Origin of the sequence: Methylophilus methylotrophus DSM 46235 = ATCC 53528, from assembly GCF_000378225.1 — a bacterium.
In the GTDB taxonomy this organism is placed as follows: Bacteria; Pseudomonadota; Gammaproteobacteria; order Burkholderiales; family Methylophilaceae; genus Methylophilus; species Methylophilus methylotrophus.
On record NZ_KB905141.1, the window covers coordinates 634,914 to 661,244 of the forward strand.

The window sequence follows — 26,331 nt, forward strand, 5'->3', positions numbered from 1 at the left end:
TTCCCATCTTCTGACGACTATCGTTAAATTTGCAGGCGAAACAAGTAGTTACCGCCAGCAGCCTACACAATATTTATTTAGGAACAATCTTTGCGTGTGTTTTGCAGTTTATTAAACCCCTTATCGCTTATCGCATGTTCTGGCATGGCATCAATCTACATTGGGCATATACGACGTTGCTTCCTGGCATCCGTCGCAAAACGCTTTGCCCGCATCATGCAAAAGATATTTTGCATGATGGGTTTTTACGTTTTGCCCTGACCACTAGCCCACACCGTAACCAGGAACCACATGCCTACCTGCGCACCATCGTGCAAAACCTGATTCTGGAGCAATACCGCAAAGACAGCTACTTTGCTGACTACCAGCAACAGGCAGAGCTTGAAGAGCCTGTCACGGTGTCAGCTGAGCACTTGGCTGATATCAAACAACGCCTGGAACTTGTGACCCAAATCATTCAAGACCTGCCGCCTAAATGCCGCCAGGTATTTATCATGTACCGCATTGAGGGCCATGCACAAAAAGACATTGCCGAGCAGCTGAAAATCAGCCTGAACATGGTCGAACGCCACCTGATCCGCGCCTTGCTAGACCTGCGTGCGGCGCGTGAGCAGTTTCTCAAATAAGCGCATGTCAGCCCACAAAAAAATATCGGAAACAGCCGCACGGTGGTTTATCCGCATGCAAGAAGCAGCACCGGACGCACCTGAGCGTAGCCAGTTTGAGGCCTGGCTCATGAAGAGCCCACTACATCAACAAGAATACCGCAGCATCAGCGACGCCTGGCAAGGCATAGACTCGGTCTCGGAACTGGAATTGCTGGCGCAGGCCAAACAAGCCGACACTTTTTTCAAACAGAACGAGCGCAAAAAATCGCGGCAGAAACTGGCGGGTACCGTTGCAGGCGTGGTGGCTGCACTTTGCATCGGCTGGGCTGGCTTGCATCAATACCAAGTTTGGCAAAGCACACCCACGCTACAACTCGCCGCGCACACAACTACCGCCCAACTGACCACCCAAACACTGGACGATGGCAGCCGCGTCACGCTCAACGCCAACTCGCGCATCGAGATCAAGTACTACCGCAACCAGCGCCACATTGACCTACTGCAAGGCGAAGCCGTGTTTGAAGTGCAACCTGACCGCGACCGCCCCTTTGTGGTAGAAACCCAGCGCCTGAAAGTCACCGTGCTAGGCACACGCTTTGCCGTTAACAAACTCAAACAGCTTGAGCGTGTGAGTGTCGATCACGGCAAGGTACAGGTGCTCAACAAGCAAAACCAGCAAGGGCTGATTCTGCAAAATAACGAGGTCGCTGAAATCAACCAGCACGGCCTGCAAGCTCGCCCACAAGTGAGTGCCCAAGACTACTTCCGCTTTATTAGCGGCACTTTGGTATTTAATCAGGCATCGCTGTCAGAAATCGCCGAAACCCTCTCGCGCTACCAGCAACAACCAGTCACCAGCGATGATCGTTCCAGCGAAAAAATCAGCGCCGTGGTCGCCATTAAAGACAGCAACAGCTTTATCGCCACCCTTCCCCGCATCGCTAATGTCCGCGTGCACCGCAGCCCCGAAGGTATTCAACTAGAAACTTACCCCGCTGCTAAATAAGCCAAGCGCACATCATTACATTTTTTTGCAATCAAGATATCAGGGTTTTGACTCCCCATGCATTAAGGCAATAACAAGCCAAAAAGTAACGGGGAAGTCAGATGCATACACCAAAAAAACTGATTCTGGGCGCAGCCATTGCTGCCTGCTTTAGCAGCCAGCCTGCCTGGATCAACCCTTTATGGGCAGCAGAACTTAACACTAAGTTGCCGCAACCGGAAGAAGAGATACTTTTTACGCGCACAATCTCCATAGACCTGCCTAGCCAGCCACTAGCAACATCTTTAAAAGCCATCAGCACAAAACTGGGTATCAACATCACATTCAATGACGCTTTAGTCAACAGTAAAAAGGCACCTGCCATCAGCGGTACCATGCTGACAAAAGAGCTATTTAAAAAATTGCTGGCGAACAGCAATCTTGAAGCCAAATTGAATCAATCAACCCTTTATATTCAACCCGCAGCTAAAACAGCCAAAGAGCTAAAAGACGAAAAAACCACCCTTGATTTAGATAAAGTCGAAGTCCGTGCCAAGAAGTTCTACGAGGTAGGCCCCATGCCTGGTCTCGCGCTCACAAAAGAGGAAATTCCTGGCAATGTGCAATCTCTTACGGCCAAGGATATTAAAGAGGCACACACGCTCACAATTACTGATTTGATGAACCAGAAGCTTCAATCAGTCACAGTCAATGACTATCAAAGCAATCCATTTCAGATGGACTTGCAATATCGTGGTTTTACGGCTTCACCACAGTTGGGCACGGCACAAGGTATCTCAGTATTTTTAGATGGCATTCGCGTCAACGAACCTTTTGGTGATGTGGTGAACTGGGACATGATTCCGATGAATGCCTTATCCAGTCTCGAAATTATTCCAGGCTCCAATCCAATTTATGGATTAGGCACACTAGGTGGTGCGCTCACCATGCGGACCAAGAGTGGTTTTGATGGCAAAACGCTGGATGCTGAAGTGCTGACAGGTTCATTTGGCCGTAAACAGCTGCAAATTTCCGCTGGTAACAACAATGGTGTGATCGCTGGTTTTTTATCTGGCAACTTTTTCCTTGAGGATGGTTGGCGAGACAATTCGCCGAGTAAGGTCAACCAGATATTTGGTAAAGCTGAATGGCAAAACGAACGCGCCCGGCTTAGTTTTTCTGGCTTGTATGCTGGAAATAAATTGACTGGTAACGGTTTGTTACCACAGCAGATGGTCGATCAAAACCCGAAGCAAGTGTACACATCACCTGACGAGAGCAGAAACAACCTGTTTCAATTCCAGTTATCAGGTATCTGGGATGTGACTGACACTTTCAATATTACTGCACAGATATATAACCGAAATAGCAAGCGCAAGTCGCATATGTCCGATGTGAATGAGAACTTTGGGGGGACTAGTGCAAGGCCAAATGCCGCTACCATTAATGATCCTTCTCGCCAATTGTTAAATGGTTTGCCTGACATTAACCGAGACGGACTACCCGACTATAACAACTATGCTATGAATGTGGCTGCGGATGCGAATGGCAACCCTTTAACAACAAGTGGTGCAATTTGTACTGATCCTCTTGATCCTTGTGTCAATGACCTTGCTTACGGCACCAACTTCAATACTCAAGCGAACGCAAATCAAGCACAAGTGGCAGCAGGCGATGGTTCAGGAAATCTTGTTTGGAATTGGACTTATGATCCAAGACGAAACTTGGATGATATATCTCAGCCATCAAATGTACCTGGTGCATTTAATGCAGCAGTCACTAATCAGTATGAACAGATTGTTCGTAATGCGTTTCAGAATTATGGCGTTATTGTGGCTAGTGCTAATGGTTCAGCTGTGAGCACCAGTACTCTTCATCCTGGAACGGGGAGTAGTGAATATAGCTATGACATTATTTCTTCAGCACCAAATATTGGAGCATTGGGCGGATACACAGACGATGCTGGCTTTTTTCATGATTATTGGGAGCTAGTGGTACCTATTAATAGTGCGAATATCACTAATCAAGTTGGTGCGGTAGGCGGATTGTCTTATATCCCTACCATGGGACCATTAGCCCAAGATGCCAACGGAAATTATTATTATCGCGATGGCAAATATGCTAGTGGGCCTTACGCGAATACTGGTTACATAGAAGGTACCCCAACCGCTATCTTTACTGATACTCAGGTTGACCAGTTGGGAAAAGGAGCCTCATTACAATTTAACTGGAACCTCGATAAACATAAGTTCATGATCGGCAGCTCAATTGATAAGGCTGATACAACTTATGAAAGTAAGCAATATCTGGGCATGCTTGATGCGCAACGCAATGCCTATGTGGCACCTGAGCTTTTAGGTTGGGAATATTACGCCAATAGCCCTGATCGTGGATATGGCTTAAACGACTTTAAAGGGAATGGCCTGACCAAGAGTCTGTATTTCAGCGAGACATGGTCACCAACTAAAACACTTAATATCACGGCGTCTGCACGCTATAACCGCACTTACGTTAACAACCAACTTTCAGTTGCAAGGCTCTCATCATTTACGGATGTGAACACCATCCTTAACTATCTTAATGTGATGGTACTTTGCACGGACAACAATAATGATGGCACGATAGACCCAAACACTGAGTGCCCTACTGGCATTGCAGATCAAATCGTACCATTTGATCCAAGTACATTTCCTATCGATGCTTCAGGTCAAAATATCGCGACGCTTCGTCCTCCAGAAAAAGAAAAATTCAAGTATCGCTCATTTAATCCATCCCTTGGTATTACGTGGCAAGCACGTGAAGACCTGAATCTATACGCCAATCTTGGACGCGGTGCCAGAACGCCAACTGTGATTGAACTTGGGTGCGCTTATGACCCTACTCCATTGTCTGATGGTCGTCCCCGATCATTGGCTGAGCAACGTGTCTGCAATCTACCGGGGGCTTTAGCCGGAGATCCCTACCTCAAACAAGTTCGCTCAACCAGTTATGAGGTCGGTGCGCGAGGTCAGTTAACCGACAGCATCGAATGGAATGCAGCGCTTTATCAAACGGATTTAACAGATGACATTTATTTCGTTGCAGTCAATGCCACCAGTAGTTATTTTCAGAATGTTGGAGATACACGTCGGCGTGGCCTTGAAATGGGGCTGAAGGGTAAATGGGGTAAAGCGAGTTGGGGTGTGAACTACGCACTCACTGATGCAACTTTTCAGTCCAAATTCAAGCTTGCTAGTCCAAGTAACAGTAGTGCAGGGAATGTATACGATATTGTGACGCAAACCGGTGAGGGCACCTATCAACAAATTACAGTGACCCCTGGAGATCGTATGCCTGGCGTTGCGTTGCATAACCTAAATGCAAATGTCAGCTATGACATCACCAACGACTGGCGGGTAGGTTTAAATGTAGTTGCACATTCTGATGCATTTATTCGTGGCAATGAAAACAATAAACATCGAGCTGGCCCTGCTTCACCGATTACGGGGCCATTTTGTGACAACGGTAATACAGTCTGTACGATCCAGCGTGCTGACTTTGGTGAAGGTAAAACAGATGGCTATGCCGTGGTTAATTTCAACACTACCTACAAAATCAGCCCTGAGTGGACATTAGGCCTGCGTATTAACAATTTGTTTGACAAGCAATACGCCAGTGCTGGGCGTTTAGGCTTGAACGCTTTCTCTCCCTCTATTCGCGGCGTCATTGGTGAAAGTGGATTCAACTACAACAGTGCGGATTGGCAAGGTACCAGTTTCTTGGGTATTGGGGCACCAAGGTCAGCATTCGTTACGCTGAGTTATGAGTTTCAGCCTAAAAAGCTTGATGGGTTGGTTGAATAAAACGACTATTCATTTGCAATAAAGGACCTGGAGGGATATTGCGGGTGAGATTAAAAAACAAAAAAGAATTTCAGTTTTACTCTGACCCCGCTGCTCGCATTTTATAAAAGCTTTCAAAGCTGCTCTGTAACGCAACATGAGCGCTCTACATCCCTGTTCCAAAATACTTTCTTTTGATTTATACCAAACCATTTGCCATGGTGAGTGACATACTACTCAAACGATCAGTGAAAACGAGAGGGTCGCGCATATGACTGAACACAGGGTTTTATTAGATCAAAATGAACTGAACCGCATCAATCGTTATTGGTCGGCGTGTAATTATTTGGCTGCGGGGATGATTTACTTGCAGGAAAACCCGCTGTTAAAAAAACCACTGGAAGCTTGTCATATCAAGCAACGCCCATTAGGCCATTGGGGTTCCAGTCCAGGATTGAGTTTTACTTATATCCACATCAATCGCATGATCAAAAAATACGACTTGAATGCGATTTTTATCGCTGGCCCCGGGCACGGCGCGCCCGGTGTACTGGCGCCCGTCTATTTGGAAGGCACTTGCAGCGAAATTTATCCCGACAAAGCGCAAACCGAATTCGGCATGCGCAATTTGTTTAAAGACTTTTCTTTCCCGGGTGGATTTGGCAGCCATTGCACGCCTGAATTGCCGGGCTCGATTCATGAAGGCGGTGAACTGGGGTATAGCCTTTCGCATGCCTTTGGGGCTGCGTTCGATCATCCGGATTTATTGGTCGCTGTGATGGTCGGTGATGGTGAGGCGGAGACTGGCCCCTTAGCCACCGCATGGCATTCAAACAAGTTCCTGAACCCTATTCGAGATGGGGCTGTGTTACCGTTGTTGCATCTCAATGGCTACAAAATTAACAATCCCACCGTATTGGCGCGGATATCACACCAGGAACTGGAAGAGTTGCTCAATGGCTATGGCTGGACACCTATTTTTGTGGAGGGGAATGATCCCGAGCGCATGCATCAGGAGATGGCGCAAGCGCTTGAAACCGCTATTCAGTCAATTAAGGATATCCAGCAAAACGCGAGAACCAAAAATGATGCCAGCCGCCCGCGTTGGCCTATGATTGTGTTACGCAGCCCCAAAGGCTGGACTGGCCCCAAAACAGTGGATGGGCATCAAGTGGAAAACAGCTGGCGCGCGCATCAAGTGCCTATCAGCAAACCCGCGGAGAACCCTGAGCATCTTGCGCAATTGGAATCGTGGTTGCGCAGTTACCAACCTGAAACCTTATTTGATGCAGAGGGGCGCCTCCTGCCTGAGTTGGCTGAGTTAGCCCCTCGCGGCACCAGTCGCATGAGTGCCAATCCGCATGCCAATGGTGGGCTGTTGCGCCAGCCGCTGGCTTTACCAGACTACCGCCAGTATGCGGTCATAGCATCACGGGCAGAAGGCGCCCTTCACTCCAATACGCAACCGCTGGGTTGCATGCTGCGCGACGTGATATCGGCCAATCCAAACAATTTTCGCGTATTTGGGCCTGATGAAACCAGCTCGAACAAGCTGCAAGACGTGTACACCGCCAGTAAAAAGACCTGGCTGGCGGATAGATTGCCTGAGGATGACGATGGCGGTGAGCTAGCGGCAGATGGCAAAGTCATGGAGTATTTGTCTGAGCACACACTGGAAGGTTGGCTGGAAGGCTATTTATTAACAGGCAGGCACGGTTTTCTATCCACTTACGAGTCATTCGTGCATGTCATTGACTCTATGTTCAACCAGCATGCCAAATGGCTGGAGATGTCGAAAAAGGTCAGTTGGCGTGCGCCGGTTTCTTCTTTGAATTTATTGATTACGTCCACGGTCTGGCGACAAGATCATAACGGCTTTACGCATCAGGATCCTGGATTCCTGGACCTGGTCGCCAATAAAAGCGCGGAAATAACACGCATCTATTTACCCCCCGATGCCAATTGCCTGCTTTCTGTGGCAGATCACTGTTTGCGCAGCAATGATTACATTAATGTGATTGTCTGTGACAAACAAAAACATCTTCAGTATCTGGATATTGAAAGTGCGACTATCCATTGTGCAAAAGGGCTGGGGATTTGGGAGTGGGCCAGCAGCGACGCGGGGAGTGAACCCGACTTGATTATGGCATGTGCGGGCGATATTCCAACCAAGGAAGCGCTTGCGGCTACCCAGCTGCTCATGCACCACTTCCCTTCGCTAAAAATCCGCTTTATCAATGTCGTCGATTTATATAAATTGACACCGGATAGCGAGCATCCGCATGGTTTATCCGATAAGGAGTTTGACCGCTTGTTTACCACGGACAAACCCATCTTGTTCAATTTTCACGGCTACCCCTACCTGATTCACAGGCTCACTTACCGGCGCGCCAATCACGCAAACCTGCATGTGAGGGGCTATCGCGAAAAAGGCAGTATCAACACACCGCTAGAGCTGGCCATCCAGAACAAGATTGACCGTTTCAGCCTGGCGATTGAAGCGATTTACCGCATTCCTGGCCTACGCAATATCGGTGCCCATGTGCAAGAGGAACTCCTGAACCGCCAGATCGCTTGCTGTGAATATGCCTATCAGCATGGCGTGGATATGCCAGAAGAGGATGAATGGCAATGGCAGAATTAAGCACGCAAAACATATTGAATGATGACCAGTCTTTACTGGTGATCAACTGTGGCTCGTCCAGCCTAAAAGCGGCCTACTTTGCATCTGACAACGTCCGCCAGAATTACCATTATCGTATAGCCCCGCATCTGCCAGTGACAGAAGGCTTTGAGGCTGCATTTAAACAGCTTTTTGCAGAGCTGGGGGCTGCCCACCCAACCCGTATCGCCCACCGTTTTGTGTTTGGCGGCCATATTGAGGACACGGCGCGTTTGCTGACGGTGGAAGAGCAAGATCGTCTTGAAACACTGGTTTCGTTCGCACCGTTGCATCTCCCACTCAACTTGTTGGGGGTCAGGCTTTGTGCAACTCACTATTCCGACCACCCCCGACTGTCGCAGTGGGCATGTTTTGACAACGGTTTTCATTACAACCTGCCCGCATTGGCATACCGCTACGCCATCCCCGAATCAGCGCAGCTACGTCGATTTGGCTTTCATGGTTTGAATTATGCGCATATCGCCAAGCAGCTACCTGGATTGCTGGACCATACGATCACGCAAGGCCGTATCGTTGTGGCCCATCTTGGCAGCGGATGCAGTGTCTGCCTCCTTGAAAACCTGCAATCAGTGGATACCAGTATGGGCTATAGCACAGCGGGCGGCATCCCGATGGCGACGCGCAGTGGCGATCTGGATCCCGGCGTGATGCTGGCACTCGCAAATCAGTTGAACAGCGCACAACTGGAGGATTTGATTTTTCACCAAAGTGGCCTGCACGCCCTCTCCAATGGCGAAAGCAGCGACATGCAAACCCTGCTGGACAGCGATAGCCCTGCTGCAAAATTTGCGGTGGAGTACTTTGCCCGTAGCGTGCGTGCCATGATAGGAAGTTATGCCGCGAAAGCAGGCGGCATTGATGCATTGGTGTTTACAGGAGGCATAGGCGAACACGCCAGCAAAATAAGAGCATTGATTTGTGACCCGCTCTCATTTTTAGGCTTTCGTTTGTCCCCAAACGCCAACCAAACCCATCAACCTTGGATCAGTGCCCCCTCCTCCAAACCTATTCTGGTCATCCCTGCTGATGAAGAAGCTGAAATGGCTGCGCAGGTCATCCCTAAAAACTGACTTATTCCCTCCATCTGCCTTGCACTTGCTACAAGACTTGAACCTTAAAAGTACGTAATACCGCTTTTTCCAGCTCAATCACTAAAAACATCAAGATGGCGAAGGCCAGAATAAATAACCAGCTAGCAACATCAATAGGTTCAGTACTGAACACCGATTGCATCCACGGTGAATAAGTAAATAAAGCTTGCAAGACTATCATCACGCCACAAACGACTAAAGTGATTCTATTCTCGATGAAGGCTGAAATCCGCATGGATGAATGCGCAAAGTATTTAACATTGAATAAATAAGCCATCTGGCACATGATCAGCATATTGACAGCGGCTGTTCTAGACATCGCCAAACTGTGCCCACGTGATAATTCCCACTCAAAGGCTGTAAAAGTAAATGCCATGAGCAGGGCACTGACAATAATAATTCTTTTTGCAAACAGCTTGGTAATCAGGGGTTCTGTGGGCAATCTCGGCGGCCTTTGCATCACACCGCGCTCAGGCCGCTCAAAGGCAATGGCAAGCGAAAACGTCACGGCTGTGACCGTATTGATCCATAAAATCTGACTGGCTGTGATCGGCAATGATAATCCGCCAAGAATGGCAAGAAGAATGACCCCTGCTTCCGCAACATCGGTTGGCAAAATAAACAACATAGATTTTTTGATATTATCGAGTACCACTCTCCCTTCTTTGACTGCATTGCTGATGGTGGCAAAGTTGTCGTCGGTCAACACCAGATCAGCCGCTTCGCGGGCAGCGGCAGTGCCTTTATTACCCATCGCCACCCCGATATCAGCGACCTTGATCGCAGGCGCGTCATTGACCCCATCGCCGGTCATGGCAACCAACTCGCCAAGCGATTGCAAGGCTTTCACCAGGCGCAATTTGTGTTGCGGCGATGCTCTGGAAATCACATCCACCGTTTTCATCTGTTCGCGAAGCTCAGCATCATCCATTTTTTCTATCTGTTCGCCAGAAAGGATGGCACTGGCATTCAAGCCTATCTGTTTGGCGATGGCACTGGCAGTGATGGCATGGTCGCCTGTGATCATTACCACGCGCAACCCCGCGGCCTGACATTCGGCCACGGCTGCCATCGCTTCTGCACGCGGAGGATCCAGCATGCCCACCATGCCAAGCAGTTCAAAATTGTCATCCATCTCGGCCATCGACAATGTGGTGCTATTCGTGGGCAGGATGCGTCTGGCTAACGCCAGCACGCGTTCTCCGCGTTTGGCAGCTTCTGCCATGCGGGCCTCCCAACGCTCAAGATCCAGCGGACCTGACACATCGCGCTGACAATGCGCCAGTACGGTTTCTGGTGCCCCTTTGAGCAGCACCAAACCTTCACCCGTCTGACTGTGATGCAAAGTCGCCATATATTGATGCTCAGACTCAAACGGTATGCAATCCAACCTAGGATAGCGTTGATGCAAGTTCAGTTTGTCTACGCCGGCTTTAGCGGCGAGCGTTTGCAGTGCGCCTTCTGTAGGGTCGCCTATCAGCTCCCAGGCGCCCTCCTCGTTTTGCTCAACCCCCGCATCGTTACACAGCGTGGCGCACATGAGCAAACTCCGTAGGTCATGGGCTAGAGTCACATCAAGCCTGTCACCCTTTTTTAAAAAATCGCCTTTGGGGGCGTAGCCCACGCCAGATACGTTGAGCGTTTGCTCTGGCAAGATGACAGTCACCGCAGTCATTTGATTACAGGTGAGCGTCCCCGTTTTATCAGAACAGATCACGGTCACGGAACCCAATGTTTCTACTGCGGCCAGTCGACGGACAATTGCCTTGTTTTTCGCCATCACGCGCGTTCCAATGGCAAGCACGATAGCCACAATCGCAGGCAAGCCCTCTGGAATGGCTGCCACCACCAAGCCCACCACGGCTACAAACAAGTCCAGCAATGGCATCTGCCTTACCCAATAACCAAAGGCAAAAGAGAAGACGCCGATGATTAAAATAAGCAGCGTCACTTGTTTTGCAAACAGGCCCAGGCGACGGGTTAATGGCGTCTCTAAGCTTTGCTCATCGCTGACCATGATGCCGATTTTGCCGATTTCGGTCTGTTTGCCCGTGGCCACCACAACGCCATGCGCATACCCCGCAGTGACCAACGTACTGGAATAGGCCATACAAAGGCGGTCTGCAACAGGCGCCTCCACCGCAACAATGTCTATATTTTTTTCAACAGGATCAGATTCACCTGTCAGCGCTGCCTCCATGACAAAGCAATTTTTCACCTGCATTAGTCGCAAGTCTGCAGGCACGAGATCACCGGGCTCCAATATCACCACATCTCCAGGCACCAACAGACTGGCGTCTATGTCTGCATGCTGACCATCACGCAACACTTTTGCACGCGTTGCCATCAGCGAGCGCACTGCTTTTAGCGCTTCCTCAGCCTTTCCCTCTTGCACAAAGCCGATCAGTGCATTAATTATGATCACCGCCGCAATCACCCCCGCATCCACATAATCATCCAGCGTAAAAGTAGCAATGCCCGCCACCATCAAGACGTAAATCAGTGGATTATGAAACTGCAAGGCTAACCGGAGCCACATGGACTTTGCGCTGGACTGGGGTAATCGATTCTCACCAACCATGCGCAAACGTGCCAAGGCAACATCACTTGATAAGCCTGTTTTTTGGGTATCAAAGGTATCTAGTACTTCTGGTAATGGCAGGGCATGCGACGGACTGTCTTGAATATTGATCAAACCATGTCTCCTTAGTACCTTGGCAAGATAGAGCAAGTAACCGCAAAACACGTCGGCAATGGGATAAGTGACCATTGTGATGCGCAAACTCTCTACCAGATTTTAATTCCAATTGAGGCGCATGATTTGATATAACATAAAGCAAATGCAACATGAAGCATGCCATCACATATTCATGTTGCAGAAGACAAGACCAGGTATTGCGATCCAACATGCATTACCTGGTCGGTGAGATATAAAATGCCTGATTGAGAACCCTGCCTTTAGCTTAACTCGAGGCAGCTTTAGGCAAAATGTCTTGCGTACATCAACCTTATATCGATTTAACCTTTCGGGATCAGCACCGCACTCATGATATGAATCACGCCATTATCAGCATTGATTTCATCGCCCACCACCTTAACATTATCGACTTTCACGCCATCAGTCACAGAGAGCATCAGGTCAGCACCTTCGAGGGATTTGACTTTGCCAGCGCTTACATCAGCCTGGGTAATTTTGCCGGGATAAATATGGTAGCTGAGCACTTTTTTCAGCTCAGTGGGATTGGCCATTAAGGCTTTAAATTTTGCTTTTGGCAGCTTGGCAAACGCCGCATCATTAGGGGCAAACAGGGTAATCGGGCCTTTATCGTTGAGCGTGCTCTCCAGGCCAGCCCTTTTAACGGCTTGTAAAAAAGTTTTGAAGTCACCTTCTTGATCCGCGGTTTGCAGCAAGGTGTCTGCATTGGCGTGATGGGCATAGCTCATAGCTAACAGGGTGAGTGCAAGTAATTTGTTCATGCGTGTTCTCCAAATAAGTTAACCGTGACTGCTTAGATGGATATTGCTGTCATCGATGTGCTTACCTTAGCAATCCAGCCTTAGAGTGAACTTACCGCATGGGGCCCGAAGCTTACAGCCAGCTGACCACGTAGGATGATGTGCAGAACGGCATAACCATAAACACTTAAATAGTCATCAATCCGTCATTTCAGCTTGCCAACATACATCAACCCTTCTATGCGGAGCGTAGTGAATGATGTTGATTGTGACCGACACCTTTCAGCAAACAAATGGTGTTTCAGCGACTTATAAAAACTTGCGCCGCGTCGCCCGTTCACGCAATCTGCGCTTTAGGGTATTACATCCCAGCTTGTTTCGCTGGATGCCATTACCGTTTTACCCCGAAATACAGCTCAATTTGCAACCGTGGCGGCTTTGGCGCACGCTCAACCGCATGCAACCTTCGCAACTACACATCGCCACCGAAGGCCTGATGGGCCTGGTGGCACGTTGCTGGTGCAAACTGCATAAAAAACCATATACCACCTCTTACCACACGCGTTTTCCTGAATATCTGCAACTGATGTGGCATATTCCAGCGCGCTGGACCTATGGCTATTTACGCTGGTTTCACCGTGATGCATTGACGACGTTTGTCACCACAGAAAGCATGCGTCAGACATTGCTCAAGCAGGGATTTAAGCACCTGGTCATCTGGTCGCGTGGCGTGTCCGAGCAACTCATAAGCACCTCACATGCAGCCTCTTCAGCGAGCAAGTTACGCGTGCTGAATGTTGGTCGCGTCAGCAAAGAAAAGAACCTGGATGCCTTGTGTGTGTATCAGGACGAATTTGAGATCACCATCGTCGGTGACGGCCCATATTTAAACGAATTAAAGCAAAAATATCCGCGTGTGCATTTTGTGGGATATCACTACGGCCAGGCATTAGCTGAGCTGTATGCAAATAATGACGTGTTTGCTTTCCCCTCGCGCACAGACACGTTTGGCATCGTGATGATAGAAGCCATGTGTAATGGTTTGCCCGTGGCGGCTTTTAACGTTACTGGCCCATGTGACGTTGTCGAAGAAGGATTTTCGGGCGTGCTGTACCATGATCTGAAACAGGCCATCCTGCGTTGTCGGTCACTCGACAGGCAGGCGATCCGTCTCAAGGCGCGCAGTCTCTGGAGCTGGTCTCACTGTTTTGATACCTTTCACCACCATTACCAAAAATCTGCAGAGCAGCTTGCGCAACAACCCTGCCAGATGCAGCATGACGAACACACGCCAATGCGGTAAAATACCCTATCTAATTAGTCAGGCATTACCGCAGGGATCTCAGGCATGGCCATCAGCGAATTATTGATTCAAAGCACCTTAAAACTTTGCATAGACCCAAATACCGGCAAAGACTTTATCAGTGGAAAATGCATTAAAAATATCCAGATAAATGGTAACGACGTCAGCCTGGATGTGGTGTTAGGCTATCCGGCCCAAACCCAACTGGAGGTGATCCGCCAGCAAGTGGCTGATGCCCTGGGCGGCATAGAAGGCATAGGCAAGATGACTGTCAATGTGGGTTGCCGCATCGTCGCGCACAGTGTGCAACGTGGCGTCAATTTGCTGCCTAATGTGAAAAACGTGATTGCGGTGGCCTCAGGTAAAGGGGGCGTGGGCAAATCCACCACCTCCGTCAACCTGGCTCTGGCGCTGGCCGCAGAAGGGGCGACCGTTGGACTGCTGGATGCCGATATCTACGGCCCCAGTCAGCCACAGATGCTGGGTATTTCCGGCCGCCCTGACAGTGCTGATGGCAAAAGCATAGAACCCATGCGTGCGCATGGCATTCAGGCCATGAGCATCGGTTTTTTGGTGGATACAGATACGCCTATGGTTTGGCGCGGCCCCATGGTGACTGGCGCTTTAGAACAACTATTACGCGATACGCGCTGGCAAGACCTTGATTATCTAGTCATAGACCTGCCACCGGGCACGGGTGACATTCAATTAACACTGGCACAAAAAATTCCTGTGACGGGTGCGATCATTGTCACGACGCCACAAGACATTGCCTTGCTTGATGCGCGCAAAGGCTTGAAAATGTTTGAGAAAGTCGGCATCCCTATCCTGGGCATCGTCGAAAACATGAGCACGCATATCTGCTCCAATTGCGGCCATGAAGAACATATTTTTGGTGCCGGTGGTGGTGCGCTCATGGCTAAAGATTACAACGTAGATTTACTCGGCAGTTTGCCCTTGGATATGAGCATCCGCATGCAGGCAGATGGCGGCCAGCCTACCGTGGTTGCACACCCGGAAAGCGCGATTGCGAATACTTATAAAGAGATTGCACGCAAAGCGGCGAGCAAAATCGCCATTGCCAGCCTGGACCACAGCGCCAAGTTTCCTAACATTGTGATTCAGAAAACCTGAATTCCCCCCTGAAAGAAACTGCGTATGACACTCCGCAAGCACCATATTGCTGAAGGCCTGATGGGCGCGCAATACGAAGCGATGGATGAGCATATGCAACGGGTGGCGAGGCATGTCACAGAGCGCCACCCGGTTTCGCGAAACCTGGCTGCGCCCCCCACCCACGAAACATTGAGCCGCGGTCAACGCGCCGCCGATGCCATGGCCCGCTTCGGCGGCTCCTGGGCCTTTATTTTCGTGTTTATGCTCGTCTTGGCGGGCTGGGTTATTCTCAACTCGGTCATCCTGTTGCGGTATGGCAACGCGTTTGATCCCTACCCCTATATTTTGCTCAACCTGTTCCTGTCCATGCTGGCTTCAATCCAGGCACCGATTATCCTCATGTCACAAAACCGCCAGGCAGAAATTGACCGCAGGCAGGCAGAACATGATTATGAAGTGAACCTGAAAGCAGAGCTGGAGATTTTACTGCTACACGAAAAAATGGACAGTTTGCGCGAACAGCAATGGCAGGAACTGATTGGCTTGCAGCAGCAACAAATCAGCCTGCTGGAACAACTGCTGGCTGAAAAAACCAATAAAAAAGCGCCTTAAGGCGCTTTTTTATTGAGCAGCTTTTATTTCAACTCGACACCAAAACAATAGACATCCACACCATTGGGGGATTGAATCAATGTTGCCGGGATTGCAACCCCGCTACGCCACTGATCGACCGCCTCTTGTTTACCTGCCCCGGTCACCAGGAACATGACTTCATGTGTATTGTTGAGGCGATGTTGACTGATGGTAATACGGTCTGCAGGCGGTTTGGGGGAGTTGTAGACAGGGACCGCATCAGCAGAGTTGTCCACAAGTTGCCCAGGGAACAGGCTGGCGGTATGGCCATCTTCACCCAGGCCAAGAATCACCAGGTCAAAAGTACGCACACCTTTGAGAGTTTGAGCATAGGCTTTGGCGCCTTCCACATTGCCCAGCTCGGCAGGAATATCGTGAATCTGATTTTCTGGGATAGGCACATGGCTTAACCAGGCGTCGCGTGCCATCTTGCTGTTGCGTTCGGCATGATCGACCGGCAAGCAGCGGTCATCATTGTGATACACATGCCAGTTAGCCCAGTCGGCATTAGCCTTTGCCAGCAACTGATAAACGGCTTTGGGGGTACTGCCACCGGCTAGTACAATGAGAAAGCTGCCATATTTGGCAATCGCCGCATCAGCAGCAGCTAAAATTCTGTTCAGGGCAGCTTGATTAATTTCTTGCTGGGATTGAAATGTGAGCCAACGGGTTTGAGCATTCAAAGACATAGAAAACCTGTAAAAAACAATACAAAAAAGCGCGCGCAGCCTTTTAGTGCGTAACGGCATTTGCTATAATTATAGCTGACTCGACATGATAATTCTGCAAAATTATCCGAAGCACTGATCGGGTTCATGCCATCCAAAAGATGGGTGTCTCTTAAACTATCCTCATACCATAGGAAAATCCGAATGAAATTAGCAATGATTGGCTTGGGCAAAATGGGCGGCAACATGGCTGCACGCTTGCTGCGTCACAAAATCAACGTAGTTGGCTTTGACTTCAACACCGAATTCGTTAACAGACTGGTTAAAGAAGAAGGCATGGAAGCGGCAACCTCTGTGGCGGATGCTGTAAGCAAACTCGAAGGCCAAAAAATTGTCTGGCTGATGTTGCCTGCTGGCGAAATCACCGAAAATCAAATCAAAGATTTGATTCCAATGCTGAACAAAGGCGACATCATCGTCGATGGCGGCAACTCTAACTACAAACACAGTCAGCGTCGCGGTGCAATGTTGGCTGAGCACGGTATCGGCTTTATCGATTGCGGTACTTCTGGCGGTGTTTGGGGCCTTGAAAACGGCTACTGCCTGATGTACGGCGGTGAAAAACAATATGCAGATGTATTGGCACCTTACGCACAGGCACTGACTCACGCAGACCGTGGTTGGGCACACGTGGGTCCAGTCGGCTCCGGCCACTTCACAAAAATGATCCATAACGGTATCGAATACGGCATGATGCAAGCGTTTGCTGAAGGTCTGGACCTGATCAAAGGTAAAGAAGACTTCAACCTGGATCTGGCACAAATCACTGAATTGTGGCGTCATGGTTCCGTGGTTCGCAGCTGGTTGCTGGATCTGACTGCTGAAGCACTGAAAGGTGACCAGAAGCTGGAAGCCATCGCTCCTTATGTTGCTGACTCCGGCGAAGGCCGCTGGACAGTGGTTGAAGCGGTTGAACAAGGTGTTGCTGCGCCAGTACTGACTGTTGCATTGCAAGCCCGTTTCCGCAGCCAGGACTCCAAAGGTTACAGCTACAAACTGTTGTCACTGATGCGTAATGCATTTGGTGGCCACGCAGTTAAAACCAAGTAATTCAGAATAAGCCTCTCGTGATGGGAGGCTTTTTGCTTAATGACTTGCGCACACTGTTAGAACTAACTAGTTTAATTAACAGACATATGGGAAAGGCCTGCCCTTTCCCGTTTACATTTTTATCTTAAGGTTAGAAATGACGAATAAAATTGATCCATGCACCCTGGTATTGTTTGGCGCGAGTGGCAACCTGGCCCGCGTAAAACTATATCCTGGTTTGTTCAGGCTAGACATGCTGGGCCGCCTGCCAGATGACATGAAAATTATCGGCGTTGGCCGCCAAGTGGTTGATCTGGACGCCTGGCGTGCAGACATCAAATCCATGCTGGATACCAAGTTTAAAAAAGGCTATGACCAGAAAGTGTTCGAGCGTTTTATCGCCCGTAACTTCTACCATGCCAACCCGCCGACCGATCCAGATGCTTTCAAAAAACTGAAAGCGACCCTGAGCGACGAAAAAGTATTCCCGCAGAACCTGGCTTACTTCCTGTCTGTACGTCCCGTTGACTTTGCCCCAGTGGTGGAATCCCTGGCAAATGTTGGCCTGACTCAGGAAGACAAATACTGGCGTCGTGTAGTGATCGAGAAACCATTCGGTACTGACCTGCCATCTGCGAAAGAGCTGCAGGCTGCGATCACCAAGCACCTCAAAGAAAGCCAAATCTACCGTATCGACCACTACCTGGGTAAATCTGCCTTGCAGAACATTCTGCTGCAACGTTTTACCAATACCGTGTTAGAGCCGATCTGGAACAATCAGTATATCGACCACGTACAAATCACCAACACCGAAATGCTGGGTGTAGGCGACCGTACACAGTTCTATGACAGCACTGGCGCATTGCGTGACATGCTACAAAGCCATATTTTGCAAACATTGGCTTTAACCGCCATGGAGCAGCCAAAAGACCTGTCTCCTGAAGGCGTGCGTGATGCGAAAATCAAATTGCTTGAAGAAATTCGCCCAATTCCAGTTAAAGAGCTGGAAAAACACGCATTCCGTGCACAATACGCTGCTGGCGAAATCAACGGCGAAAAAGTCCCTGGCTACCTGGAAGAATTAGGCAACAAGGACAGCGTCGTTGAAACCTATGCAGCGTTGAAACTGTTTATCGATAATCCGCGCTGGAAAGGTGTACCGTTCTATATCCGTACGGCAAAACGCCTGCACGAAGCCGACACACGCATTTCCATCCGCTTCAAGAAGGCACCTTTGCAAATCAATGACCAGGACCAGAACTGGCTCATTATCGGCATCCAGCCTCGCGAGTGTATCAAGCTGGAAATCCAGTCCAAGATTCCTGGCCTGGACGTGCAAACACGTACCATCCAGCTGGATGCGGCTAACCGTTGGGATAGCGACGACACCGTAGATGCTTACGAAGCCCTGTTGCTTAACCTGATGCAAGGTGACAACTCCAACTATCTGCATATTTCTGAAGCTGAAGCCCAATGGCGCCTGGTCGACCCAGTCGTGAAAGCTTGGGCGGAAGACAAGCGCCCTGTGCATCAGTACCCTGCTGGCAGCCGTGATCCGATTGAATCCAAAGTGATTTTTGAAGGTGAAGACCAGTTCTGGCGTTACAGCATTGAACTGGGCGGCGACAAGTTTTAGGCCACGTTGCACCTATCGCTAAAAATTCATAAATAATTTGCAAATTTAGCAGCTTTTGTTGTTATTATTTGCACTCACTAAAAGCGGAGTTTAAACTCCGCTTTTTTCTCTTTATTACATACGCTTTAGCGCGAGTGACTGGATATCGGAATGAGCATTAAGTCTGACAAATGGATACGCAGAATGGCTGAACAACACGGCATGATTGAGCCGTTTGAGCCCAAGCTTGTACGTGAGACCAATGGCCAGAAGATTGTTTCTTATGGCACCTCTTCTTACGGTTACGATATCCGTTGTGCTGACGAATTCCGCGTATTTACCAATATCAACAGCACCATAGTTGACCCCAAGCAATTTGACCCGCAGTCGTTTGTCGAGGTCTCCGGCAAAGGCTATTGCGTGATTCCCCCTAACTCATTTGCACTGGCGCGCACGGTAGAGTATTTCCGTATTCCTCGCTCTGTACTGACTGTATGCCTCGGCAAGTCGACTTATGCGCGTTGCGGCATTATCGTCAACGTCACCCCCTTTGAACCAGAGTGGGAAGGCTATGTCACACTAGAGTTCAGCAACACCACACCGCTACCCGCCAAAATTTATGCTGGCGAAGGCTGTGCGCAAGTGCTGTTCTTTGAGTCTGATGAAATCTGTGAAACGAGCTACAAAGACCGTGGTGGTAAATACCAGGGTCAAATTGGCGTGACCCTGCCAAAAATATAACGGCAACATTGAACAATAACCTGACATTCACCAAGGGCACGGTGCAAAGCAAATGCTTTCTCTGTGCCCTTGTGTCTTGATTTTAGCGGTAAAGGATTTATTGCATGAAATTTAGATTCCCTATCGTCATTATTGACGAGGACTTCCGCTCCGAGAACTCTTCCGGCCTGGGCATCCGTGTGCTGGCGAAAGCCATCGAAGATGAGGGCCTGGAAGTGCTTGGCGTCACCAGCTATGGCGACCTGACCTCTTTCGCCCAGCAGCAAAGCCGTGCATCAGCCTTTATCCTGTCGATTGATGATGAGGAAATCGTTGAGGAGAAACCGGAAGCCATTGAGCAACTGCGTAACTTTGTGCAGGAAATCCGTTACCGCAACGAGGAAATCCCCATTTTCCTGCATGGCGAAACCCGTACCAGCCGTCACATCCCTAACGATGTGTTGCGCGAGTTGCACGGCTTTATCCATATGAATGAAGACACGCCTGAGTTTGTGGCGCGCCTGATTATCCGCGAAGCCAAAGCCTACCTGGACAGCTTGCCACCGCCCTTCTTCAAGGCACTCACTCATTACGCGGCTGATGGCTCTTATTCATGGCACTGTCCTGGTCACTCGGGTGGCGTAGCCTTTCTGAAATCCCCAGTCGGGCAGATGTTCCACCAGTTTTTTGGCGAGAACATGCTGCGTGCAGACGTGTGTAATGCGGTAGATGAATTAGGCCAATTACTGGATCACACCGGCCCGGTGGCCGCTTCTGAGCGCAACGCTGCGCGCATCTACAACTGCGACCATTTGTACTTTGTCACTAACGGCACCTCAACATCGAACAAGATTGTCTGGAACTCAACCGTGGCGCCGGGTGATATTGTAGTGGTTGATCGTAACTGCCATAAATCCGTATTGCACTCCATCATTATGACGGGTGCCGTGCCCGTGTTCCTGATGCCAACGCGCAACCATTTCGGCATTATCGGGCCTATCCCAAAAAGTGAATTCGCCTGGGAAAACATCCAGAAAAAGATCGCACGCAACCCGTTTGCCACCGACAAAAATGCCAAGCCACGCGTGCTGACCATTACACAGTCCACCTATGATGGCGTGTTGTATAACGTGGAAGAAATCAAGGAAATGCTGGATGGCAAAATTGACACCCTGCACTTTGACGAAGCCTGGTTGCCACATGCGACCTTCCATGACTTTTATGGTGACTACCATGCGATTGGCGCTGACCGCCCACGCTGTAAAGAATCCATGGTGTTCTCCACCCAGTCCACGCACAAACTATTGGCAGGCCTAAGCCAGGCCTCGCAGATTCTGGTACAGGATGCCGACCAGAACCGCCTGGACCGTGACGTGTTCAACGAAGCCTATTTGATGCACACCTCCACCAGCCCGCAATATTCAATTATTGCCAGCTGCGACGTCGCTGCTGCCATGATGGAAGCCCCTGGTGGCACCGCCCTGGTAGAAGAATCCCTCAAAGAAGCGTTGGACTTCCGCCGCGCCATGCGCAAGGTCGACGAAGAATGGGGCACAGACTGGTGGTTTAAAGTCTGGGGTCCAACTGACCTGTCCGAAGACGGCCTGGAAGAACGTGACGCGTGGATGCTCAAAGCCAATGAACGCTGGCATGGCTTCGGCAACCTGGCCGAAGGCTTTAACATGCTGGATCCGATCAAAGCCACCATCATCACCCCAGGACTAGACGTAGAAGGCGACTTTTCCGATGAATTCGGCATCCCCGCTGCCATTGTCACCAAGTACCTGGCTGAACACGGTGTGATCGTTGAAAAAACCGGTTTATACTCATTCTTTATCATGTTCACCATCGGCATTACCAAAGGCCGCTGGAACACGATGGTGGCCGCGTTACAACAATTTAAAGACGACTACGACAAGAATCAGCCGCTGTGGAAAGTGCTGCCTGAGTTTGTACAGAAACATCCACGCTATGAACGCGTAGGCCTGAAAGATCTATGCACGCAGATTCATGAAGTTTACAAAGCTAACGACGTAGCACGCCTGACCACAGAAATGTACCTGTCTGACATGGTGCCAGCCATGAAACCGACCGATGCTTTCTCAAAAATGGCGCATCGCAAAATTGAACGCGTAGCCATTGATGACCTCGAAGGCCGCGTCACTGCAGTGCTGTTAACGCCCTATCCGCCAGGCATCCCGTTGCTGATCCCTGGCGAACGCTTTAACAAAGTCATTGTGAACTACCTCAAGTTTGCGCGCGAGTTTAATGAGAAATTCCCAGGCTTTGAGACGGATAACCATGGATTAGTGAAGCAAATAGTCGATGGTAAAGCCGTGTATTATGTGGATTGCGTGAAGCAAGAAGATTAAATTTTTAGTTTCACTCAGCAGTTTTTCTACTGAGTTTTATTTTTTTGTGAACTTCACCAAAGGCAACCTAATGGTTGCCTTTGCTATTTATACAGTACTCTGTTTCGCCTGTAGGCGAGTTACTTTCTGTTGCTTGCCCCACAGAAAGTAACCACAACTAACAAAGTGTTGCGGCATAGGCTAACCTTCAGGTTAAGCCACGCAGTGGCGGCCGAAGCCAAAGAGGACGGCACCCAGCCATCACGGCCTGACGAATCCCTTGCCTTGCTCAACCCAAGGCTTTCATCCGTTGCTTTGCTGTACTTAGCGTAAGCGGTCACGAAATTGGCTAAGGTCGCTATGCGTAACATCGCTACGCGAGTTTGCCTACGTCGCAACACTGTGTTAGTTGTCGCCCTAGCAGCATGCAAACACCGCAAGCTGCCGCGGAGCTCAGATAGCCGCTCTCTTCTCCCTTACTTTGTTCCCCCTACTCAGCGTGATGGGATGGGATTCATCTCGCCAAACTGACAACGTAGAAATTTGGAAGGTGAAAAACTCAAATTCTTGCTTTTTAGCCCACAAACGCAGGCGCTCATGAGGTTTCGGGCCCCTATCTGCCGCGCCGAGTAGCGCAGCCAAAAGAAGGAAAAAGGGAGCGACTGTCCGAGTCCCGCAGCAGCTCACGTATTGTGTGAGCTGCCAGGTCGAGTTTCGTGACCGCTTGTTTTGGTGAGCAACGCAGGGAACAAGCGGAAGCTAGGGTGTCTTGTTCTTTGCCTTCTTTCTTATGGACAAGCATAAGAAAGAATGGTCGCCTAAAGGCGAAATAAAGACTTTATCCATCTAGGAGCACACTCAAAACTAAACCATAGACTGCTCAAGCAAAGAGAAGTAATTCGCCTACCGGCGAAAAAGGAATGTGGATTTCCAAATAACATCTACGAGGAGTTGCAGTAAGTATGGCAGTCACTCTTGATTCAGCTAAACTTTCACCTGATCTGGATTCCGGCCTCCGCCGGAATGACCACTTACTGCTTAACGCGCTGCTTTCGCATAAACAAGCCGTTCCGCAGGCGCAGCACATACTCTGCTCACACTATGCCTGAATGACGAAAAACTCGACTACCTTCAATTTAGATTAAGCATGGTTAAAAGAAGAACTTTAATCTTTTTCCATCAATCAATAACATCCTGATCAGCGTCGCTGATACACCATATCACTATAATGCAACCCATTCACCGAGGTATGCCCTTCCTCACTCACCAACTCCCAGTCATGCATCTCCATCTCCGGAAAAAACGCATCCCCACCCACATGCGCATAGACACGCGTAATGTATAGCCGCGTGACATAAGGCAATCCTTGCGCATACATTTCTGCCCCACCGATCAAAAACGGCTCATCATCACCAGCACACGCAATCAGCGCCTCAGGCAATGAGTGCACCACCTTCGCGCCTTCCACGGTATATTCAGTATCGCGTGTGACAATCACGGTTGTGCGCCCCGGCAACAACCGCCCCAATGATTCATAGGTTTTGCGGCCCATGATAATGTGGTGCCCCATGGTGAGCTGCTTGAAACGCTTGAGGTCTTCAGGCAAATGCCAGGGGAGCTGGTTATTGTGGCCAATCACACGGTTATCCGCGTGAGCAACGATGAGCGAAAGGGCTTGCATGGAAATCTTCTTTAAAAAGCTGACAGGCGTTTGAGGTCACTGATAATGGCCTTGCTATGACCATCCGGGTTAACGTTGCTGTACATCTGCGCCACCATGCCTTGGGGGTCAATCACGAATGTCATGCGTTTGGCCGCCTGGAACACCACCAGGTTAAACAAGGCACCATAGGCGTCAGCCACCTGCCCATTGCTATCGGCCAGGATGGGGAAGGATAATCGATGCTTTTGCGCAAACTGGGCGTGACTTGCAACCGTGTCTACACTGATACCAACCACCTCAGCGCCGAGCGCGCGAATTTGCTGGATATCATCCCGGAACTGGCAGGCCTCCCGCGTGCATCCCGGCGTATCATCCTTGGGATAAAAATACAGCACCAGCCATTTACCTTGCCAGTCAGACAAACTGCGCATATTGCCATCCGCATCCGGTAATTTGAAATCCGGGGCCTTCATGCCAACAGTGACGCGGGTGGACGGCTGCTGGTATTGGCGGTAGCCCCAGATGGCCAGCCACAGCAAAAGTCCGTACATGATCAGTTTGATCAGCATTCGATTTTCCTTCTCTACAACAGATTTATGACATTCAGGTCGTTGACGCTTACAGCTGCTTATTGTACCTTAATCCGCCATCAGTCATTTTAAGGTCATCCGCAATCGTTTGAAGGTTCGCAGTCACTCCCCATGAATAATGAAGCCATTGCAAAACTGCTCAAACTGATCGCCGCAGACCCGCAAAAGTGGGACGCCTACCAGAAGCTGGCTGGGCTGATGCTTCAAAATCAGGAGTTTCATGCCGCCGAGCAATACCTGTTGCAGGCGATCAGCCTGAAGCCTGACTTAGTGGAGTTGCGTTTGCAACTGGCCAACCTGCATATGCGCACACAGCAGTTTAAGGCTGCACATGACTGCTATAAACAGGCGATTGCGCTGGATGCCAAACAGGCCAATATTTATTACCTGGATGCGCGTGCGCTGAAAAACCTGGGCCGCACGCAGGAGGCCATCTTACGGTTGCGTACGGTGACCAAACTGAATCCGAAGCATATGCAGGCGTTTAGTGAGTGTGCGGATTTAATGCTACAAGCTCAGCAAGTCGAGCAGGCCGCGGCACTGCTCAGGCAAGCCATTGTGGCACATCCTGAGCATGCCCATTTTCATTACCGTCTTGGCGTGTTATGCCAGCAATTGCACGCGACAGATGAGGCGCTGGCATGCATGAACGAGGCGATTAGAATTCAGCCAGACTTTGCAGAAGCTTACCACCAACGTGGACTGATGCTGCAATTACAGGGGCACAGTCAAGAAGCGCTCAGTAGTTTTAGTCAGGCCATCAGCTACCAGCCTATGCTGCCTGTGCCTTACAACAACCGTGGTGTCATTTTGTGCCAGCTAGGCAAATATGCCGAGGCCATCAGTGATTTCCGCCAGGCTTTGCAGCTCAATCCCGGCTATGCCTCTGCCTATTGCAATCTGGGCCTGGCACTCTATGAAAATGGTGAGAGCGACGAGTCTTACCAATGCCTGGGAACGGCCCTGCAACACTCACCTAACCACGCCCAGGCCCGTTATTACCTGAGCATGTTGCAACTGGCGAGAGGCGAGTATGAAACTGGCTGGACGATGTATGAAGCCCGCTGGCAAATGTTTGCTGACCCACAGCGCCCGGACTTGCGCCTATTATGGCGCGGTAACGGCTCGCTGGTTGGTAAAACCATTCTGATCCAGGCAGAAATGACGCTCAGCGATACCTTGCAGTTTTGCCGCTATATCCCCTTGATCAAGGCGTTTAAGCCTAACCAGATCATCGTCGCTGTGCCTGATGCGCTGTTTGATTTATTCAATGAGTTGTGGGCGCAAGACGCAAGTATTTTTGTGATCCGCCAGGATGGGCGACCATTGCCTCATTTTGACGTGCATTGCCCCATGCTGAGTTTACCCACCGCCTTTAGCACCCTTCTGGATACCATTCCTGCCGCCCTGCCTTATCTGCAGATTGCAGAACGGCATCAACAACCCTGGCAGCAATTACTGGGGCCCGCCAGGCGGTTGCGTATCGGCCTGAACTGGTGTGGCGATGCGGGCAATAAATATGACGCATTGCGCAGCACTCCCCTGTACCTGATGGCGCCTTTGCTGCATATGGAGGTGGAATGGCATAGCCTGCAAAAAGAATTCAGGCGTGAAGACCACATCATGCTCAAACGGTTTCCGATGCTGGAATGCCACCACCCGGCATTAACAGACTTTACGCAGACTGCCGGGCTGATCATGCAAATGGATCTGGTGATTTCGGTGGATACCGCTGTGGCGCATTTAGCGGCGGCGTTAGGGAAGCAGGTCTGGCTGTTAGTGCCACACCAGTCTCATTTCCGTTGGTTACAGCAGCGGGAAGATAGTCCGTGGTATCCAGGCATGCGGCTGTTCCAACAAGGGCCGGAAGAAACCTGGGAACAGGTGATAGACCGCGTTCATCAGGCGATCACTGATCGGCTTGCAGGGCACTAATCAG

Annotated in this window: 18 protein-coding genes; 13 read left to right on the forward strand and 5 right to left on the reverse strand. The window is 49.9% G+C overall.

Annotated features, from left to right (window positions below; all coding sequences use genetic code 11):
* Nucleotides 1-134 precede the first annotated feature (134 nt).
* The 5 genes from F463_RS0103020 to F463_RS0103040 all read left to right on the forward strand — a co-directional run bounded on the left by F463_RS0103020 (nt 135) and on the right by F463_RS0103040 (nt 9,167).
* The gene (locus F463_RS0103020) at nt 135-626 is read left to right on the forward strand and encodes an RNA polymerase sigma factor (RefSeq protein ID WP_018985572.1); all 492 of its coding nucleotides are present in this window, start codon (nt 135-137) and stop codon (nt 624-626) included.
* A 4-nt stretch (nt 627-630) separates the two neighbouring features.
* Nucleotides 631-1,614 (forward strand): FecR family protein, encoded by a 984-nt coding sequence (locus F463_RS0103025; RefSeq protein ID WP_018985573.1) that lies wholly within the window; start codon nt 631-633, stop codon nt 1,612-1,614.
* A gap of 101 nt (nt 1,615-1,715) precedes the next feature.
* A complete protein-coding gene (locus tag F463_RS0103030) occupies nt 1,716-5,435 on the forward strand; it encodes a TonB-dependent receptor (protein ID WP_018985574.1) in 3,720 nt (1,239 codons plus the stop codon).
* A gap of 250 nt (nt 5,436-5,685) precedes the next feature.
* Nucleotides 5,686-8,058, forward strand: a complete 2,373-nt coding sequence (locus tag F463_RS0103035; RefSeq protein WP_018985575.1) for a phosphoketolase family protein — start codon at nt 5,686-5,688, stop codon at nt 8,056-8,058.
* Nucleotides 8,046-9,167 (forward strand): acetate/propionate family kinase, encoded by a 1,122-nt coding sequence (locus tag F463_RS0103040; protein ID WP_018985576.1) that lies wholly within the window; start codon nt 8,046-8,048, stop codon nt 9,165-9,167. The genes F463_RS0103035 and F463_RS0103040 overlap by 13 nt, the downstream gene beginning before the upstream one ends.
* Before the next feature lie 28 nt (nt 9,168-9,195).
* On the opposite strand, the gene F463_RS0103045 is transcribed toward F463_RS0103040, so the two are convergent.
* Together F463_RS0103045 and F463_RS0103050 are read right to left on the reverse strand one after the other, a co-directional pair.
* Nucleotides 9,196-11,883: a cation-translocating P-type ATPase gene (locus F463_RS0103045; protein WP_026295255.1), complete on the reverse strand. Its 2,688-nt coding sequence runs from the start codon at nt 11,881-11,883 to the stop codon at nt 9,196-9,198.
* Nucleotides 11,884-12,206: 323 nt separating this feature from the next.
* Nucleotides 12,207-12,665: a fasciclin domain-containing protein gene (locus F463_RS0103050; protein ID WP_018985578.1), complete on the reverse strand. Its 459-nt coding sequence runs from the start codon at nt 12,663-12,665 to the stop codon at nt 12,207-12,209.
* A gap of 235 nt (nt 12,666-12,900) precedes the next feature.
* Between F463_RS0103050 and F463_RS14060 the strand changes: the two genes are divergently transcribed.
* From F463_RS14060 to F463_RS0103065, 3 genes are read left to right on the forward strand one after another with little or no spacing between them, the layout of a single operon-like run.
* Nucleotides 12,901-13,947 (forward strand): glycosyltransferase family 4 protein, encoded by a 1,047-nt coding sequence (locus F463_RS14060; protein WP_018985579.1) that lies wholly within the window; start codon nt 12,901-12,903, stop codon nt 13,945-13,947.
* 45 nt (nt 13,948-13,992) lie between these two features.
* Entirely contained in the window at nt 13,993-15,081 is a 1,089-nt protein-coding gene (gene apbC / locus F463_RS0103060; protein ID WP_018985580.1) for an iron-sulfur cluster carrier protein ApbC, read from the forward strand.
* Nucleotides 15,082-15,105: 24 nt separating this feature from the next.
* Nucleotides 15,106-15,675 (forward strand): DUF1003 domain-containing protein, encoded by a 570-nt coding sequence (locus tag F463_RS0103065; protein WP_018985581.1) that lies wholly within the window; start codon nt 15,106-15,108, stop codon nt 15,673-15,675.
* Nucleotides 15,676-15,698: 23 nt separating this feature from the next.
* On the opposite strand, the gene pgl is transcribed toward F463_RS0103065, so the two are convergent.
* Entirely contained in the window at nt 15,699-16,385 is a 687-nt protein-coding gene (pgl, locus tag F463_RS0103070; RefSeq protein ID WP_018985582.1) for a 6-phosphogluconolactonase, read from the reverse strand.
* A 183-nt stretch (nt 16,386-16,568) separates the two neighbouring features.
* Between pgl and gnd the strand changes: the two genes are divergently transcribed.
* The 4 genes from gnd (at nt 16,569) to F463_RS0103090 (ending at nt 22,160) form a co-directional block, all read left to right on the forward strand.
* On the forward strand, nt 16,569-17,474 hold the full coding sequence (gene gnd, locus F463_RS0103075) for a phosphogluconate dehydrogenase (NAD(+)-dependent, decarboxylating) (protein WP_018985583.1): 906 nt from the start codon (nt 16,569-16,571) through the stop codon (nt 17,472-17,474).
* 136 nt (nt 17,475-17,610) lie between these two features.
* A complete protein-coding gene (gene zwf, locus F463_RS0103080) occupies nt 17,611-19,089 on the forward strand; it encodes a glucose-6-phosphate dehydrogenase (protein ID WP_018985584.1) in 1,479 nt (492 codons plus the stop codon).
* Between the two features lie 150 nt (nt 19,090-19,239).
* Nucleotides 19,240-19,809, forward strand: a complete 570-nt coding sequence (gene dcd, locus F463_RS0103085) for a dCTP deaminase (protein ID WP_018985585.1) — start codon at nt 19,240-19,242, stop codon at nt 19,807-19,809.
* Between the two features lie 104 nt (nt 19,810-19,913).
* Nucleotides 19,914-22,160 carry an arginine/lysine/ornithine decarboxylase gene (locus F463_RS0103090; RefSeq protein WP_018985586.1) on the forward strand — a complete coding sequence of 749 codons (2,247 nt, stop codon included), beginning with the start codon at nt 19,914-19,916 and terminating at the stop codon, nt 22,158-22,160.
* A 1,177-nt stretch (nt 22,161-23,337) separates the two neighbouring features.
* Here the strand turns inward: F463_RS0103090 and F463_RS0103095 are convergent.
* Together F463_RS0103095 and F463_RS0103100 are read right to left on the reverse strand one after the other, a co-directional pair.
* A complete protein-coding gene (locus tag F463_RS0103095) occupies nt 23,338-23,820 on the reverse strand; it encodes a dihydrofolate reductase (protein WP_018985587.1) in 483 nt (160 codons plus the stop codon).
* Nucleotides 23,821-23,831: 11 nt separating this feature from the next.
* Nucleotides 23,832-24,371 (reverse strand): peroxiredoxin, encoded by a 540-nt coding sequence (locus F463_RS0103100; RefSeq protein ID WP_018985588.1) that lies wholly within the window; start codon nt 24,369-24,371, stop codon nt 23,832-23,834.
* A 132-nt stretch (nt 24,372-24,503) separates the two neighbouring features.
* Here F463_RS0103100 and F463_RS0103105 point away from each other — a divergent pair, with 132 nt between their 5' ends.
* Nucleotides 24,504-26,327 carry a tetratricopeptide repeat protein gene (locus tag F463_RS0103105; protein WP_018985589.1) on the forward strand — a complete coding sequence of 608 codons (1,824 nt, stop codon included), beginning with the start codon at nt 24,504-24,506 and terminating at the stop codon, nt 26,325-26,327.
* Nucleotides 26,328-26,331 lie beyond the last annotated feature (4 nt).